At 38.4% G+C, this 15,597-nt stretch carries 17 protein-coding genes; 5 read left to right on the plus strand and 12 right to left on the minus strand.

Going from position 1 to position 15,597, the window contains the following annotated elements; genetic code table 11:
• Positions 1 to 26: 26 nt before the first annotated feature.
• From ASG38_RS12180 to ASG38_RS12205, 6 genes are all read right to left on the minus strand, one after another.
• The gene (locus tag ASG38_RS12180) at positions 27 to 416 is read right to left on the minus strand and encodes a response regulator (protein WP_056071176.1); all 390 of its coding nucleotides are present in this window, start codon (positions 414 to 416) and stop codon (positions 27 to 29) included.
• Positions 413 to 3,250, minus strand: coding sequence for a PAS domain S-box protein (locus ASG38_RS12185; RefSeq protein WP_056071179.1), 2,838 nt, complete (start codon positions 3,248 to 3,250; stop codon positions 413 to 415). Before ASG38_RS12185 ends, ASG38_RS12180 begins: the two co-directional genes overlap by 4 nt.
• A 146-nt stretch (positions 3,251 to 3,396) precedes the next feature.
• Positions 3,397 to 3,780, minus strand: coding sequence for a DUF3037 domain-containing protein (locus ASG38_RS12190; protein WP_056071181.1), 384 nt, complete (start codon positions 3,778 to 3,780; stop codon positions 3,397 to 3,399).
• Complete coding sequence (locus ASG38_RS12195) at positions 3,758 to 4,552, minus strand: HipA family kinase (RefSeq protein WP_056071476.1); 795 nt, start codon at positions 4,550 to 4,552, stop codon at positions 3,758 to 3,760. The genes ASG38_RS12190 and ASG38_RS12195 overlap by 23 nt, the downstream gene beginning before the upstream one ends.
• Before the next feature lie 97 nt (positions 4,553 to 4,649).
• Positions 4,650 to 5,018: a DoxX family protein gene (locus ASG38_RS12200; RefSeq protein WP_056071185.1), complete on the minus strand. Its 369-nt coding sequence runs from the start codon at positions 5,016 to 5,018 to the stop codon at positions 4,650 to 4,652.
• Positions 5,019 to 5,041: 23 nt separating this feature from the next.
• Complete coding sequence (locus ASG38_RS12205) at positions 5,042 to 5,563, minus strand: DinB family protein (RefSeq protein ID WP_056071188.1); 522 nt, start codon at positions 5,561 to 5,563, stop codon at positions 5,042 to 5,044.
• A gap of 147 nt (positions 5,564 to 5,710) precedes the next feature.
• Between ASG38_RS12205 and ASG38_RS17745 the strand changes: the two genes are divergently transcribed.
• The 3 genes from ASG38_RS17745 to ASG38_RS12215 are packed head-to-tail and all read left to right on the plus strand — an operon-like array spanning position 5,711 to position 6,474.
• Positions 5,711 to 5,863, plus strand: coding sequence for a hypothetical protein (locus ASG38_RS17745; RefSeq protein WP_157486160.1), 153 nt, complete (start codon positions 5,711 to 5,713; stop codon positions 5,861 to 5,863).
• A 1-nt stretch (position 5,864) separates the two neighbouring features.
• Positions 5,865 to 6,083 (plus strand): hypothetical protein, encoded by a 219-nt coding sequence (locus ASG38_RS12210; protein ID WP_056071190.1) that lies wholly within the window; start codon positions 5,865 to 5,867, stop codon positions 6,081 to 6,083.
• The gene (locus ASG38_RS12215) at positions 6,073 to 6,474 is read left to right on the plus strand and encodes a YchJ family protein (RefSeq protein WP_056071191.1); all 402 of its coding nucleotides are present in this window, start codon (positions 6,073 to 6,075) and stop codon (positions 6,472 to 6,474) included. Before ASG38_RS12210 ends, ASG38_RS12215 begins: the two co-directional genes overlap by 11 nt.
• Positions 6,475 to 6,760: 286 nt before the next feature.
• Here the strand turns inward: ASG38_RS12215 and ASG38_RS12220 are convergent, their stop codons facing one another.
• Positions 6,761 to 7,189: a hypothetical protein gene (locus ASG38_RS12220; RefSeq protein ID WP_056071194.1), complete on the minus strand. Its 429-nt coding sequence runs from the start codon at positions 7,187 to 7,189 to the stop codon at positions 6,761 to 6,763.
• A gap of 165 nt (positions 7,190 to 7,354) precedes the next feature.
• Between ASG38_RS12220 and ASG38_RS12225 the strand changes: the two genes are divergently transcribed.
• Both ASG38_RS12225 and ASG38_RS12230 read left to right on the plus strand, forming a co-directional pair.
• The gene (locus ASG38_RS12225) at positions 7,355 to 9,358 is read left to right on the plus strand and encodes a sensor histidine kinase (protein ID WP_056071197.1); all 2,004 of its coding nucleotides are present in this window, start codon (positions 7,355 to 7,357) and stop codon (positions 9,356 to 9,358) included.
• A 6-nt stretch (positions 9,359 to 9,364) separates the two neighbouring features.
• Positions 9,365 to 10,000: a response regulator transcription factor gene (locus ASG38_RS12230; protein ID WP_056071200.1), complete on the plus strand. Its 636-nt coding sequence runs from the start codon at positions 9,365 to 9,367 to the stop codon at positions 9,998 to 10,000.
• A gap of 90 nt (positions 10,001 to 10,090) precedes the next feature.
• Here the strand turns inward: ASG38_RS12230 and ASG38_RS12235 are convergent, their stop codons facing one another.
• The 5 genes from ASG38_RS12235 to ASG38_RS12255 form a co-directional block, all read right to left on the minus strand.
• On the minus strand, positions 10,091 to 11,107 hold the full coding sequence (locus ASG38_RS12235) for a hypothetical protein (RefSeq protein ID WP_162239695.1): 1,017 nt from the start codon (positions 11,105 to 11,107) through the stop codon (positions 10,091 to 10,093).
• Position 11,108: 1 nt separating this feature from the next.
• Positions 11,109 to 12,380: a glutamate decarboxylase gene (locus ASG38_RS12240; RefSeq protein WP_056071206.1), complete on the minus strand. Its 1,272-nt coding sequence runs from the start codon at positions 12,378 to 12,380 to the stop codon at positions 11,109 to 11,111.
• Positions 12,381 to 12,444: 64 nt separating this feature from the next.
• Positions 12,445 to 13,515: a hypothetical protein gene (locus ASG38_RS12245; protein WP_056071209.1), complete on the minus strand. Its 1,071-nt coding sequence runs from the start codon at positions 13,513 to 13,515 to the stop codon at positions 12,445 to 12,447.
• 60 nt (positions 13,516 to 13,575) lie between these two features.
• Positions 13,576 to 14,352: a hypothetical protein gene (locus ASG38_RS18030; protein WP_056071212.1), complete on the minus strand. Its 777-nt coding sequence runs from the start codon at positions 14,350 to 14,352 to the stop codon at positions 13,576 to 13,578.
• A 15-nt stretch (positions 14,353 to 14,367) separates the two neighbouring features.
• Complete coding sequence (locus ASG38_RS12255; protein WP_056071215.1) at positions 14,368 to 15,594, minus strand: TolC family protein; 1,227 nt, start codon at positions 15,592 to 15,594, stop codon at positions 14,368 to 14,370.
• Positions 15,595 to 15,597: the final 3 nt, after the last annotated feature.

Below are 15,597 nucleotides of genomic sequence, written 5' to 3' on the forward strand. Positions count from 1 at the left end.
GGCAAAGAGCTAATGGAAACAAACCATTAGCTCTTTGCTATTTCCAGGACATTCTGAAGCGTAACCGGCTTTGTAAAATACCCCAGAATTCCGTTATAGGATTTCGACCTTTCCTTATCTGAACAGGCAATGGAAGAACTCACAATATAAACCGATACTTCTTTCGGGAAAATGGTTTTTATTTTCTGGAAGTGTTCCATAAAATTCCATCCATCCATAACAGGCATTTCAATGTCCAGCATGATGATGTCCGGAAATTCCTCGGGCTGCTGTACTAATTTTGTTAATCCGTCGATAGCTTCTGCGCCATTTGGAAATGACAGGATTTTTCTTGCAGCTTCGGATTTGTGGATGATTTTTTTGGTTATCGTCTGATAAATAGGGTCATCATCGATAAGACAAATTATCTGATTCATTTAAAGTAGATTTTGAAGGTAGTTCCTATATTGGGTTTGCTTTCAACGGTTACGGTTCCGCCCATAGCATCGATTTGGTTTTTGGTAATAAAAAGTCCAATTCCTTTGGAATCCGGATTTTCGTGAAAGGTTTTGTACATCCCGAATAACTTGTCGCCATATTTTGTCAGGTCTATTCCAAGGCCATTGTCAGCAATTTCCAAAACGGTTTTATCATTTTCGAAATAGCTACTCAGGATGATGACAGGATTCCGCTCCGGGTGGCAATAGCGGATAGCGTTGGAAATAAAATTAAGCAGTATGCTTTCAAGATAGGCGGGATTGTATTTTACAAAGATTTCCGGCGATACATTATTTTTTATAACGGCTTTTTTAAACGCTATCTGTTCAGAAACAATGTTGATTATCCTGTCGATATTGTCTTTGATATTCAGATTTTCAATAATTAGGTTGATATTGGTCTGAATATTAATCACTTCGTTTAGATTGAGCATGGTTTCGTTTAGCGTATTGGAAACATTTTGGAGCATTTTGACCAGCTCGTTGCGTTCTTCTTCTGTTTCTGCAGTTTCAATCAGCGTGGAAATGGATTGTATGTTGCTGGTATGAGAACGCAGGTTATGGGAAACGATATAGGAAAAATTCAGTAACCTTTTATTTTGTTCTGTAACGAGTTCCAATGAGTTGCTCAGGTCTTTTTCTGCTTCTTTACTTTTCGTAATATCAATCATGATACCTTTTAAAGAAACCGGCTTGCCATTTTCATGTATTACATTTACAATATCCCGAATCCATAATATAGAACCGTTTTTGGCAATCATTCTGTATTCAAAGTCATATTGCTGGCTTTTTCCAGATTCAATTGCACAATAGTTTACTGCCCGGGTTCTGTCGTCCGGATGGATTGTATTGGCCCAGAAATTACCATCGCTACACCATTCTTCTCGTGTATATCCCGTAATTTCTTCGGCTTTTTGGTTGACATAGGTAAAGATATAGGTATTGTAATCGCATTCCCAAACGATTCCGTCAATCGTATTAATTAGCGATTCCATTTTTTTCTGTGACTGTATGACAATTTCTTCAGAAATTTTTCGTGCCGTGATATCTTCCGTTGATATAATTATCCGTTCCAACGTTTCTTCATAACCAGGCATAACACTCCAGCGTAGACTGATGTCACGATATTCACCATCAGTTTTCTTGACTTTTGAATCGATAGTTAGTCGTGTTTCGCCTTGGGTGATTGCGACCAGCTGTGCCTTGAAAGAATCCATGGAGTCGTTGTTTAACACATCTCCCAGGCGTTGTATCAGGTCTTCTTTGGTTTTGGGATGATGCAATGTCAGGCACTCATTGTTGACATTGATAATTTTTACAAGGGTAATGCATTTCTGGACTACTTCGGGATTGGCATCAAAAAAAGCTTTTACTTCTTCTCTGTTTTTTCCAATGAGCCCTGTTTCTTCCAGATAGTTTTTCAAATAAGAAAAATCTTCTTCCCACAAGGCAATTGGCGAATCTTCAAAAAGGCTTTTGAAACGTATTTCGCTTTTTCGGATAGCATCCTCAGCTTCCCTTTTTGACGTTATATCTTCAACAATAGAAATATGGGAACTTGGCTCTTCTCCTTCTTGCCAAAGTGGGGAATAGGCGATATTTACCCAAATAAGATTGCCGTTTTTATGGATGTATCTTTTTTCAATGGTAAGTTCTCTAATCTCGCCGCTTTTAAGCCTTTCGAGCTGTTTCAGGTTTTCTTCCAGATCGTCTTTGTAGGTAATATCACGGAAGCTCATATTTCTCATTTCCTCAAACGTATAGCCCAGCATACGTGAGTATTGGTCATTTACTTCAATGAGGCATCCGGTCCTAGAGTCAACATGTGCAATGCCCACGGCAGCATGGTCAAATATAGATTTGAATTTGATTTCGTCATTGAGAATTTTATTCTTCTGGTCATGCACCAGGAGTTGTAATTCTGCAGGCTTTTTTAGCAGGCTTGTTAAAAAAAGCGAGAAGATAAAACAGAATAATACGGTTAGTACCAAAGCAGGACGTATTTCAGAAATAAGCCCATATTTGTTTTTGCTGATAAGATACACTTTCCAGTTGCCGTCAGGAATTGACAAGACCTGAAAATATTTGTCGGCAAAGTTTTCTTTATTGGGAAGGAAAAATTCAGTTTTGCCCGTTTTTGGATTTTCTTTTGAAAACTGAAAATAATAACGGGAGTCCTTGATTGAATTTATTCCCGAAGATTTGAATAAGGTTTCAAGGCGCACCATAACCGCAGAAAAACCCCAGAATTTACCTTTTCTATATATAGGAAGCCGACCTATGACACCGAGTCCGCCCTGTTTTAATTTTAAAGGTCCCGCAAAATGGATTTTTCCTTTCTGTATAGTTTCAAGGGCTTCCTCCCTGACAGATTTTGTATTTAATATGTCAAAATCAATTAAGTCTGGATTATTTGGATAAGTATATTTGATTATTCCGTTAGGAACTAATTGAACGGCATCTATAGTTGGATTCGATTCAACCAGAACTTTCGCCAGCGCATCAAAATTTTCAGGCTCGCCATTATCGTTAACAATCATGGCTAAGGAAATAGTGGTGGTATAGCAGTTTTTAAGAGAATGATTCAGATTTTGCTGAACTACATGGAGGATGTTCGACATTTCCTGCTCCCTGTTTTCCTTGATAATTTCATAGCGTTGCAAAACAAGCGGACAGATTAAAACAAGTAGCGCAAGGAATACTATAAAGGTGCTTAATCTAGGCCTTGATATAAACCAGCCGGTGATTTTTGACCATTTGTTCTCTATTTTCATTCTGGGCTGGAATCTGTTTATTTCGGTGACTAAAATATAAATTAATATTTAATTTTGAACCGATTAGCAGGAATTCTGTTAATAGAATGACAATAAAAAAATAGCCCGGAGGCTATTTTTTTGTTACTAAGTTAATTAGCTTTTTTTTATAAAACCAGTTCTGAAAACAAGCGTTCAGAAATTTCTTCCAAATTATTGCACATACCCGGATGTGGCCTTGAGGTTTGGATTACGGAACTTCTTACAGCGGTCATCCACCGGAAGCGGGAAGGCACATCAAATGCTGCAATTGGACCTCCCTCTTTTGCTCCCTGGGCAATTTTTACAAATGCCTGCAGATTTTGCTCCAGTTGGTCGTAATCAAGTTCATCAGAATAGAGCTGGAGCTTGGCTTTGTCTATCTTGTAAAGAACTTTGATGTACTGCTCTTTTTTACAGAAGACAATGATTCCCGTATTGACAAATTCTTCGCGCTCAACTTTGGGCACGATACGAATTATGGCATATTCATATAAGTGTTTGTCTTGCATCTTGAGCAGCTTTTATAAAAATTTCTGAATGGGCTAAACGCGTAATCAAAAAAGAGGCGTAGGTATTTCGTATCTGTTCCGGTGTCTCTTCAGAACCTTCCCATTGTAGCCATTCTTCAGGAATCAGGTTTACAATCGAAAGAATCTTATCTTCTGTAAGGAGTGATTTGAATTCTTTATCGGTTTCTTCCAGTCGGGAAGCTTTAGGGAGCAGAACATGGTCTTTAATCAAAGCAAACGGACTTTTGGCACTGTTTTCCCAATTGCTCCAGGAATGGTGAAAATACAAACAGGCACCATGGTCAATAAGCCATAATTCTTTATGCCAGATGAGCATGTTGGTATTTCTGAATGTGCGGTCTACATTCGTAATAAAGGCATCCAACCATACTATTTTTGAAGCCAGAGCAGCATCTGTTTCTGTCACAACCGGGTCAAAAGTAATGGCACCGGAAAGAAAATGCAGGGCAAGATTCAGTCCCTGGCTTCCCTGCAACAGGTCCTGGATTTCTTCATCACCTTCGGTTCTTCCAAAAGCCTCGTCAAGATTTGCAAATACTAATTCCGGTACGGCTAATCCCAATGCACGGGCAATTTCGCCTCCAATTAATTCGGCTATCAGTGCTTTGACGCCATGACCGGCACCTTTAAATTTCAATACATATTTAAAACCGTCGTCTGCATCGGCAAGAGCAGGAAGCGAACCTCCTTCTCTCAACGGAGCGATATATCGGGTGACGTTGACTGTCCGTAACGAAAATGGATTATCCATGAGTTTTTCTTTTACACAAAAATAGCGCATCGGAACGGATGCGCCATTTTTTTTGAAAATATATTTTAAGTTGTTCGTTAAAGAACTGTTTGTCTGTTTAATCTTGTGAATTTAGTTTGTGATAACTCACATAAGAAAGCAGGAGTACTCCTAACACAATAAGAGGAAAAACAGCCTCAAAACCGAAGCCATCTACCGCAGCATGGCTGGCAGAAGCACCAAGGAAATCGAAAGTAAATCCGGCATAGGCCCATTCCTTTAGCCGTTTTGGAGCTGCAGGAATAATCAGTACCAAGGCACCTAGAACTTTAAAGACGGTAAGGATAACGCCAAAATATTCCGGATATCCTAAGTGGCGAATGCCTTCTTTGGCCATTTCGGTCTGTGAAGTTAAAGCGGGCATTACGCCTTCAAATAAAAAAATCAGGATGGTGGTAATCCAAAAGATGATTTTGTGTTTTTTCATGGTTGTTTGATTAATGTTTGGTTTTATTTATTGATAACAGTAATAATATTTTTGATTTGATTGGTGTGCCTTTGGGCGTGGAATAGTGTAAAAAGAATCCATTCCAGACGGGTCAGATATCCAAAAACAGGCAATTCAAAACCCATGCAGGTTTTTGACAAATCTGATGAGCCAATCAACTGTAATGTGCCATCTTTTAAGGCTTTCATTTTGTCCAGTTGCTGTTGCTTGTCATGTGTTTTTTCTGTTGGGATAATAAAACCAGGAGCATCCAGTTTGGTGCTGAAATCTAAAAATACCGATTTTATAACGGGTACTTTTTCGTCTGCAGGTCGGTTGGTTTCACCTATGTTTTCTGCAAACAGGCTTTTGAGTCCGGAATTTGCTTTCAGGATGTGTTCCATTACCTGGCCAACAGACCAGCTGTTTTCTGCAGGATTTTTATCCCACAAGTTGCTATCAATAGTTAATAGCAGTTGTTCCATGCCTTCATAAGTGGCATTGGTTTCTGCAATGAGTGCGGCAGTATCAAAGTTGTTAGTCATAGTTTCTATTGTTTATTATTTTATCCAAAGTTAGTTCCGGTATTGCAATTTTATGCTGTGTGAAAAAGACAATAGGGAGGGGAAATTGCGACAAGCTGTCGTTTTTTTGAATTCGCTATCTTTGTACGGTCATAAAAACCTTTATTTATGGGAAGACGTAATGAAATAAACAGGCTGGAACATAAAAAGAAAACGGACCAGAAAAAGAAACGGGAGCAAGAGGCTGAAAAGCTTAGGAAAAATAAACTGAAAGAAATTATCAAAAAGAATAATGCTTCCAACGAAGCCCAAACAGAATAAAATGGACAGTAAAGTTTACGAAGAACTAAAAAAAGACGTACAGGAAATCATTGACCTGATAGCAGGCAAGCAGAATAAGGAAGCTAATAACAAACTGGTTGAAGTAAGCGAAACTTTAGATGAATTATTAGACCATGCTGAAGAAGATGAAGAGCTTGTAGAACTAGGCCGTTATATGGTATTGTTGAATCAGCTACACCAAAAAATCAATGCCGAATAATTTAAACTGTCCATGCGGTTCGGGATTGTTATTTGCCCAATGCTGCGAACCTTTTATCAAAGGTAACGGCACTCCTCCAACGGCAGAAAAATTAATGCGGTCACGATATAGCGCTTATGTTGTTCAGGCTGCAGATTATCTTATCGATACCACGCATAGTTCCACAAGAAGGAATCATTCAAAATCAGCTATAATGGAATGGTCCAAATCCAACCAATGGCTGAAACTGGAAGTAGTGGAAGCCACGGAAAATACAGTAGAGTTTAAAGCTTATTTTTTAGACACTCGTCTCAAAGCACAAATGCACCATGAAAAATCATTTTTCAGGAAAGAAAACGAAAGATGGTTTTACGTGGATGGTGAATTTTTTAATAAAGTTGTATTAAGTTAGAAATATAGCGCCTCTGCGACTTTTCGTGAAAATAATTGCTCGCAAAGCCGCAGAGGCGCTAAGAGATTTAAAATAGTGTTAATTGGCGAAAAACTTCCCGAGATTCGTTTAAGTTTTTTGCTAAAAAAGAAATGCCCTTCAAAAGTTGAAGGACATTACTAACTCTCAAAATAACCCGCTCTTATTTTAAGGTCTTAGGGTACTTTTTTTTTGAAAAAAATTGGCTCCTGTTTATAACCCAATAATAAATTCAGGAGCCGGTGTATAAACTAGTAAAAAATATGAATTATTGTTTAGTTCCTTGGAAGGTATAAGTGAGGTCTGTGGCAGATTGTTCCTGTGTCTGTACTAATAGTGTTTTACTGCTTATAGTGTAGCTAAATGTACCTTCAGGGATATTACCATCACCAAAGATAGCTTGATTACTAGCATTGTATACTTTCATTGTTTTTGAAGTATAGTTTGAATATGGCTCCCCGCTTTTTGGAGTAATTTTTAAATGAGTGCCATCCACTTTAGTAACGACTAAAATTGCATCAAAATAGGTTGGTGCATCGCTCCCAAGTGGATCTAAAGTTCCCTTGTATGTACCAACAGCAGCGTCAATACCTCCGCCACCGCCTGGTCCGTTGTTACTATCATCGCTACTGCATGATGCTAAACCAAATAGCGCAATTGCAATAATTCCTGCTGTTTTTAAAATCGACTTTCTCATTGTTTTAATTTTTTTTAGGATTTGTGTTACAAAGTTAGATGGGCAGTATCTGGCTTCCAATACCTCAAATCGGGTATATTTTTCTACCTGATTTCAGGTATTTTTTAGTCAAAAATTTAAAAATTTAACAGAAGATGTTGTTTAAGTTAATATTTTTGTGAGGCTATGAAAAACAAATTATTATTCCCGTTTATCTTCTTGATTTCGCAGGCATTATACTCCCAAAGAGTTTACATGCTTGATGATGACCAGTCCTATACGGATAGTCTTGTACAGGTTATTAAAACCACACGAATTGACAGTATTAAGTGTATTACCAGCTTCAGGCTTGCTGATTTATACAGAAGAAGCAAAAAGAACGAACTGGCAGATGAATACCTGACCATTGCCAATAAAATTGCTCCCAGATATCCTTTTTTAAAAGATGTTGGTATTTTTTATAATTCCACTGCTTATTTAATTAAGGGAGATATCGAAAACTTAGGAAAACAATTAAATCTTGCCAATACAACGCTTAAGAAATACCAGACCAAAGAGGCATATGCCTTGCGGGCCTATATCGTTAGAGTTCTGTCCATAATACAGCAAATTAAAAACAACGAAAAGGAGGCAATGCGAATGCTCATTGAAGAAGCCATGCCGTTAGCCAAAAAAAGCGGAGATTATGAGGCATTAAGTGGGTTATATAAGTCGGTTGGTATTATTTTTATGAACAATACCGAGCGGGAGAAGGCAGAAGAGTATCTCAATGCTGCAAAAGAATATATTGAAAAAGCATCTAAATCGTCTAATACCTATAAAGAGACTAAGGCAGAAATCTATATTATAGATGCTGAAAATCTATGCCATCTTGAAAACCTTACCGGGGCCAAAAAATCATTAGATAAGGCTTATGCGATAATAAAAGATTATCCAAAGTCTAACATGAACGCAAGCTATTGTTTATCCGAAGGCTATTATTTCTATAAAATGAAGCAATATGAGAATGCATTAAAAAGTTACGACAAAGGAATAGCAAACAGCATGCTTTTTAATGATATATATTCTGCAAATCGTCTGAAGCTTGTCAAATATCACCCATTAAAAGCAATGAACAGGTATGAGGACATCAAAAATATGTTGTCGGATCTCATTGAGAGTGGTTCTCTTCTTGCTGTTGACGAAAAAAGATATACTCTGGAACTGGCCTATGCTTTTGAAAAACTGGGAGATATCAAAAATGCATACAAATATAAATCAAGATATATTGTTCTTAGCGACAGCCTCAACGAACAATATTCCAAAGATAAGATAACTGCGTTGGAGGCAAAATTCAACAAAGTTGAAAACGAGCGGAAAATTGCCCAGTTAGAAGCCCAGCGGGAACGCGATAAGCTTATTGCAGAAAATAATAAGTTGTATTACGGTTTATTGGTAGCCCTATCGGTTTTATTATTGTTATTGGTTATTTTCCTTTGGATCAACTCAAAGAACCAGAAAAAAATAGCCGTACAGCATGCTAAAAATTACGCACAGAACTTAAAAAGTCTCAAAGACCAGAAAGAGATTGAGGTCATGCAGGCCATGATTAAGGGAGAAGAAGGAGAGCGGAAAAGAATTGCCAGAGATCTTCATGATGGAATAGGAAGTATGCTATCCTCATTAAAAATGAGATTTATGAAAGTAAACTCAGCATCAGAAACCGTAGACCTGAACGAAATTGAAAGCATGAATACATTGCTTAACAATTCGATTACGGAATTGCGACAGATTTCTTATAACCTGATTCCGGAATCGCTTCTCAAATTAGGATTGGAACACGCCCTCAATGATTTGTGCCATATGTTGCAGACAGATGAGGTACAGATTGACTTCCATGCCAACAATATCAGTAAGGATATTCCCGAAAGTATACAGATTACTATTTACAGAATAGTGCAGGAACTCCTTAACAATGCACTGAAACATTCAAAAGGTACTGATATTTTAGTAGATTGTAACCAGAACCGGTCGACGTTTTTTATTACTGTTGAAGATAGCGGTATTGGATTTGACAGTAAAAATATGGATGGTTTTAACGGACAGGGATTGAAAAATTTAAAAAGCAGAGTGGAGCTGCTTAACGGGAAAATGGAAATTGATTCGTCTGCCGAAAAAGGAACAGCATTTAATATTGAACTATCTATTTAATCAGACATGACAATCACAAAGCCTTATAAAACAATAATCGTAGACGACCATCCTATAGTCAGTGAAGGATTGCAGGTAGTTTTTTCGCAGTCAAAAGAAATTGAAATCGTTAGAAGTTTTAAAACCGGAGCTGCATTATTGGAATATGGAGGATTGGCAAAAGTAGATGTTATTTTGCTGGACATTTTTCTGCCGGATGCCAACGGAATCGATTTGTGCCTGAAAATAAAAAAAAGCTTTCCTAAAATTGTCATTCTTGCCATGAGCAGCCAGGCAGAAAGAAGCATTGTTCTTCAGATGATTAAAAACGGTGCTAACGGTTATCTGCTAAAAAGTGCTTCACTGGAAGAATTCAAAAACTGTATCCACAAAGCTGTTGAAGGCGAATTGGCCTTTAGTAATGAAGTTAGGGGAATTGTACAGAAAACCAATATCCATGATTTAAAAACAGTTCCCAGATTGACCCGAAGGGAAAAAGAAATACTATTATTATTGGCAGATGGCAAATCTACACAGGAAATCTCAGATACATTATTTCTAAGCTATCTGACTGTTCAAACCCACAGAAGAAATTTGCTGAACAAATGCCAGGCCCGGAATCTTGCCGAGCTTTTGAAGTTTGCAAAAGAGAATGCTTTATAATTTGCGGCTCTGCGTCTTTGCGAGCAACTATTTCACGCAAAGACGCAGAGTCGCAAAGTTTGTTGTAAATTTTTGCTTTTTTAAACTAATCTAAACAAAAATGATAATCACACATAAAACAATAAACAAGATATAAAGCAAAGGAAAAAATACCTGAAAAAAGTTATTGATTTTTACGGTTGTTCTTTTGTTTTTTGAATAGGCATAAGTAAAAATAATGGCTATCAGTGTCAGGAAAATAGAGATATATCCTGAAATGATGACAATTTCAATAAAAGTATTGTAGGGCAAAGTAGGAAGTAATGATGAGGTAAAGAAATTGAAAGTGACCATAGTCAGCATGAGCGTGAAAGAAATGTTCAATTGGTTGGCGAAATCTTTTACCCAGAAAACAAGCCAGGAAGCGACAACCAGTAAGCCTATCGGAAGAAAAACCTTCCATAAATAATATTCGATTTTGCGCTGTGCAAAAATTTCAAAATTGCAACGCGAAAACGATTCTCCCTTTTTGTTGGCACTCAGATGGTTGTACATCATTTCGTTGACGTAATCTTTTTTATCCAGAATGTTCCATTCTTCCATATATGACGCGTCCAGAACCTTTGGAAAAAGCTGCGGATTAACAAATACCAGGTCTTCCTTTTCCATAGAAAAAGATTCCAGCTGGATTGTAAAACATTGTTTGTCATTAGGATATTTATGGAAATCCATAGAAGTTGTAAATCGGCCATGGAAACGTTCATTATAAATAAGATTTTGGTCGGAATTGACAATCAGACGTCTGTTGATAATTTCCCTATCGCCTAAAATGTTGATGAATTCAAAGGAAGGAACCAGTATGTCTTTAGGAAATTCTTTGTTTTCATATACCAGTTTGTCGCCATACTTCCGGCAATATTTTTTTTTCAGCTTCGGGTCATGCCACGATAAGACCAGATAGCCGTCAATCATATAGGTCTGGTTGACGGAATTAATGTCGTATATTTTGTTTAGGTGTATGGATACTGCTACCTCAAGCGGGGCATCCTTTTGTTTTGCAGGTTCAGACGCCTGTGCCTTTGGAAACAGGGAAAACAACAGGAGAACCAGTGACAGGATAGTTTTCATTTTAGTCATTTTTAAGGGTTTCATAACTGTGAATCAGGTCGTCACAAAACAATTGAGCGAGTTCAGGACTGATATTTTCTTTTACAACAATCCGCAGAAGCGTTTCCTGTTTGGAAATACCCGGAATCTGATAGGCCGGAAGCATCCAGTTTTTAGAGCGGAGATGTAGCAATAAGGCGGTTAGTATATCCTCTTTTACATCTTTTAGCCTGAATACAATTACAGGAAGTATTCCTTCGTCTATGATTTCAAAGTGGCCTGACCGGCGGAGCCTCTTTCGCATAACATCTGCGGTTTTACAGTAATCGCGTATTGTTTTTTCATAACCTTGCTTTCCGTGCTGCAGTATGGAAAAGTATTGTGCCAGAATCATGGAAGCTCCTTTCGAGAAGTTAAGAGTATAGGTTTCTATTGGCTTTTCGAGATAATGGGACGTGAAAATCAGTTCTTTTGGCAATATAGCAGCTTCCCTGAAAATCAACCATCCTATACCCGGATATACGAGCCCGTACTTGTGCCCGGATAAATTAATGCTCCGAACCAAAGGCAGGCGAAAATCCCAGGTTTTGACTTCTCTTTTGATAAAAGGAAATACAAATCCACCAATGGCCGCATCGACATGGATACCAACATCCCAATTGTGTTTTTTGTTTAATCGTATGATTTCATCATTGAGTTTTTCAATGGGGTCAATACTTCCGGTATAGGTATTTCCGGCTATGGCGCCAACACAAATGGTGTTTTGGTCAATGCTTTTCAGTATTTCTTCAATAGGATATAAATCATGTGATGTTTGCGGTATTTTGCGCGGTTCCACATCAAAATAGAGTGCAAATTTATCCCAGCAGACATGAGCATTTCCGCTGTATACAATGTTGGGCTTTGAAGCAGAAAGACCAAAAGATTCCCGTCTTTTTTTCCAATTCCATTTGTGCGACAGTAATGCCAGATGTATGGCTTCAGACGAACCTAATGTTGAGGTTCCGGTTGGATTATTGGGGTCAGCATGCAATAATCCGGATAGCATCCCTATTATTCTGTCATGGATTTTTTTGGTCTGCCCGTATTCATTATAATCAATAAAATTCTTGCCGAGCTGTTCTGTAATAAGCTTGTCGGCAAGCGGATTCATGGAAGTCGTGCTAAAGCTTCCCAAATCAAGCTGTACATTGCCGTCTAAAGTCAGCTCGTTACTGATTTTTTGATAAGCGCGAAAAGCTCCTTCTCCTTTTTTAGGAAACTGATACGGTTTAGAAGTAGGTTTTTCTTTCATGGAAGTAAGGATTGGGGTTGAAAAAGAAATATCCCTAAAAAGTTATAGGGATATTTCAAAATGACTAAAGGGTTAGATATCTGTTATTGATAAGGTTTGCCTTATTGAGTTCGGATTTTTTAGTACCGTTGGCCGTTATTTTTTTTACGATTTCCTGCAATGAACTTCCGGTATAAACCACACTAGCCGAACCATAACTGCTCTTATTCGTGCGATTTATCAGAGTCGTGTTGCCCGTATCATTGGCCAGATTGGACAAGGCCGTCAGTTCTGTTGCAGTCAGCCCGTTATATAAGGTGACTATATTGGCGCATGGAAGACCCAATTCACGCTTGACAAGCTCTTTCATCAAAGCTGTTGGACGTGCGTTGCCATTGTATAATGAACTGATTTCATCATCTTCGAAAACCATAGCTGAATGCCTGAATCCGCCTATATAGAATTCGGTATCAATCTGTTTGTTCAGTAGCTGACTCTTGTAGAAATTAAGCCAGTAATCGTCTGCCTTGAATTCATTACGCGCATCAAAACGGGCAGCATAATAGATTACACTGAACAGATTTTCTTTTTTACTGCTGCTTTCAATAAAATTGAGCATATTAAGAATTGGATTTTTCTTGAATTCTGCCGTTTCTGATTCAAGTCCTAAAAGGTCATTGCCTTTGGTGCCCGGTACCGGGTCAACGCCCAGGATTCGTATTTTTTTGATAGGACTGCCTTCCAGCGTATTGCCTTCCTTGCAGCAGGAATATAAGGCTGTGATAAAGCCCAATACGCCAGCGGCGGCACCACGGCTGTGCCCTCCAATGATGAGTTCTACATGGTTGTCTTTTGCCGGGTCAATTTCTTCCAGCAATTTGAAATAGTGTTCCAGTTGGGCTAACTGGTGCTTTTCTTTGTAGCCATAGGCCTGGTCATGCAAGAGTTCTGTTTTTCTAAAAAAGCCCATTAGCCATTCTGTCCAGCTTCCGGTCTGGTTGTTGGAGAGAGTCTGGCTTTCTGTACGATTGTTTTCAGTTCCAAGACCATCTACATAGGCAATTTTGATGGTGTCGCTTGCGGTAATGTTGAAAAAATTACGCATGTGTTCTGCTGTGGTACCCGTTCCGGAGTACCATAAAAAAAGTTTTTTCATGTTTAAAATTTTAAGGTTAGAATTAGCCGTATAGGCTTGCGATGAGGAAAAAATTCGAGGTTATTCCTTGAAAATCAGGTTTAGAATGTCAATAAGAAGTCCGGCAATTAGGCCAATAAACAGGTAGCCTATAGGCGTGAGTTCGATTAAAAGAAGTTCCGGGATTTTAAACGCAATAAAACTGCTTGCCATTAGCCCGAATAAAAGGCTGTTCCGGTAAAAAGGAATACGTTCTGAGGTTAAAGTAACCTCATGGATTTGTCTTGAAAGTTTGGCGGTTAAATAAAGCAGGTTTCCTAAACAGGCCGTTGAAATGCCATAACTTTTGATAAAATACAAAACAGCTGTATCTGTTAATTCGAATGAATAGTAACCGGTAAACAATCGGGTTTCTTTGGTGCAAAAACCAACTGCTATCACAATTGCCATAAGAATGATAAGGCCAAAAAAGTATTTTGCCAATGGGAATTTGAAAAAGCTTCTTCCTGTTGGAAAATCTCCACAAAATCGGGTTGCATATTTGATGCTTTTTAGGCTGGCCGGAGCTATGACTTTTTGAAGTTGCCCGTGCCATTCGATTTTTTGAGAAAGTTTTAAATCGTCTGTTGGAATTTCTTCCGTGTTGTTACTTTTTCTGCGAATATGGCCCAGCATCAATTTAATTTCATCGTCAATATGCTGCTCCATGGCTGTTTTGTTCTGCTTTTTTTGGGCAAGCACGAGTCTGCGTTTTTCTTTTTCCAATTCAGATGAAACGATTTCAACGTCTTCGCTGGCGATACTGTCCGTTTCATGGAAATAGGAACGGTTTTTAATTTTTTCGACTATTGCATTCATAAGGACTGTATTGAATTATAAGGTGGTTCCGGTATAGAAATCAAGAAGCTTGGCCTGCGTAATAGTTTGATATTTCAAGGCAACAGAATCCAGGGCGCATTGTTTGTTCCAGTTGCGTACGACCAGATAAGCTTCGGGATATGTATTTTTATTCTTCAGCTTTTCTTCACTGTCATTTAGCAGACGTGTTGATTTTTTTAAAGTCGTAAGGCTGATTTCATATAATGACTGCCTGTTTTTTAATTCGCTGATAATAAGTACTACCGCATTCCAAAGCATTTCTTTCTGATTGTCCAATTGTTTTTCCTGAAACAAGCCTTGTATGGTGGCTTTTTCGATAGCTGTTTTTTGAACAGTACGATTGAAAACGGGCAGTGAAATCTGTAATCCGGCATAATGCTGCAATCCTGATTTATGGAGCTCATAATAAGGCGTGTAACGAAGGCTTACAGTAGGCAGTAGTAAAGTTTTGGCAATCCGGCTGCTTTCACGGGCAATATCAATATCAAGCTGATTACTGCTGATTCCAGGATCGGCAAGAAGAGCCAGTGAATAAGCCACGTCAAGAGTGGTATAGCCTGGTGTAAACGATGGAATTTCTGCAATTTCAAAATCTGGAGCGTCATAAAGATTGATGGTCTGCCTGATTTTTAACAAGGCTATGGCATATTGCTGTTCCAACGATTCAATTTCCTGACAGTCTTGCTGTAAAAGAACTTCAAAAAAATATCCATCGGCAGGAGAAAGCAATTTAGAGGCACTGCATTCATCGTAAAGCTGCCGGGTCTTTTCATAAAAATCGATACAGACCTGATATTGGCCTTTTTTGGTAAGGGCTTCTGTATAGGCATACAACACCTGCATTTCGACGTTGTTTTCGGCTATAGCAATATTGTATTGACTTTGGGCGATTATCAGGTCGGCTTTCTGCAGTTCATGTTTTTTCCTGAAACCGGAATAAAGGAGCGCATTGACTTCAAGACCTGCATTCGGATTCCAGGCAACAGTATTGTTATTGGCCGTAAAAGCACCGTTTGCAACAAGGTTGTATTGCGGCAGGTAGGAAGCACGAATGCTTTTCCTGTCTTCTTTGTAGGAAGCGTTGAGTATTTTAATTTCGGAAGCCTCAAAACTGTTGGCCCGTCCATAAGCAATACACTCCTTAAGCGACCAGATATTTTGTGCCGTAACTGTTTGGCCCAGATAGAATAGGCCCAGATAAAGTAGGATATGTTTTTTCATGGT

It is taken from the genome of Flavobacterium sp. Leaf359 (genome assembly GCF_001423985.1).
GTDB classification, from domain to species: Bacteria; Bacteroidota; Bacteroidia; order Flavobacteriales; family Flavobacteriaceae; genus Flavobacterium; species Flavobacterium lindanitolerans.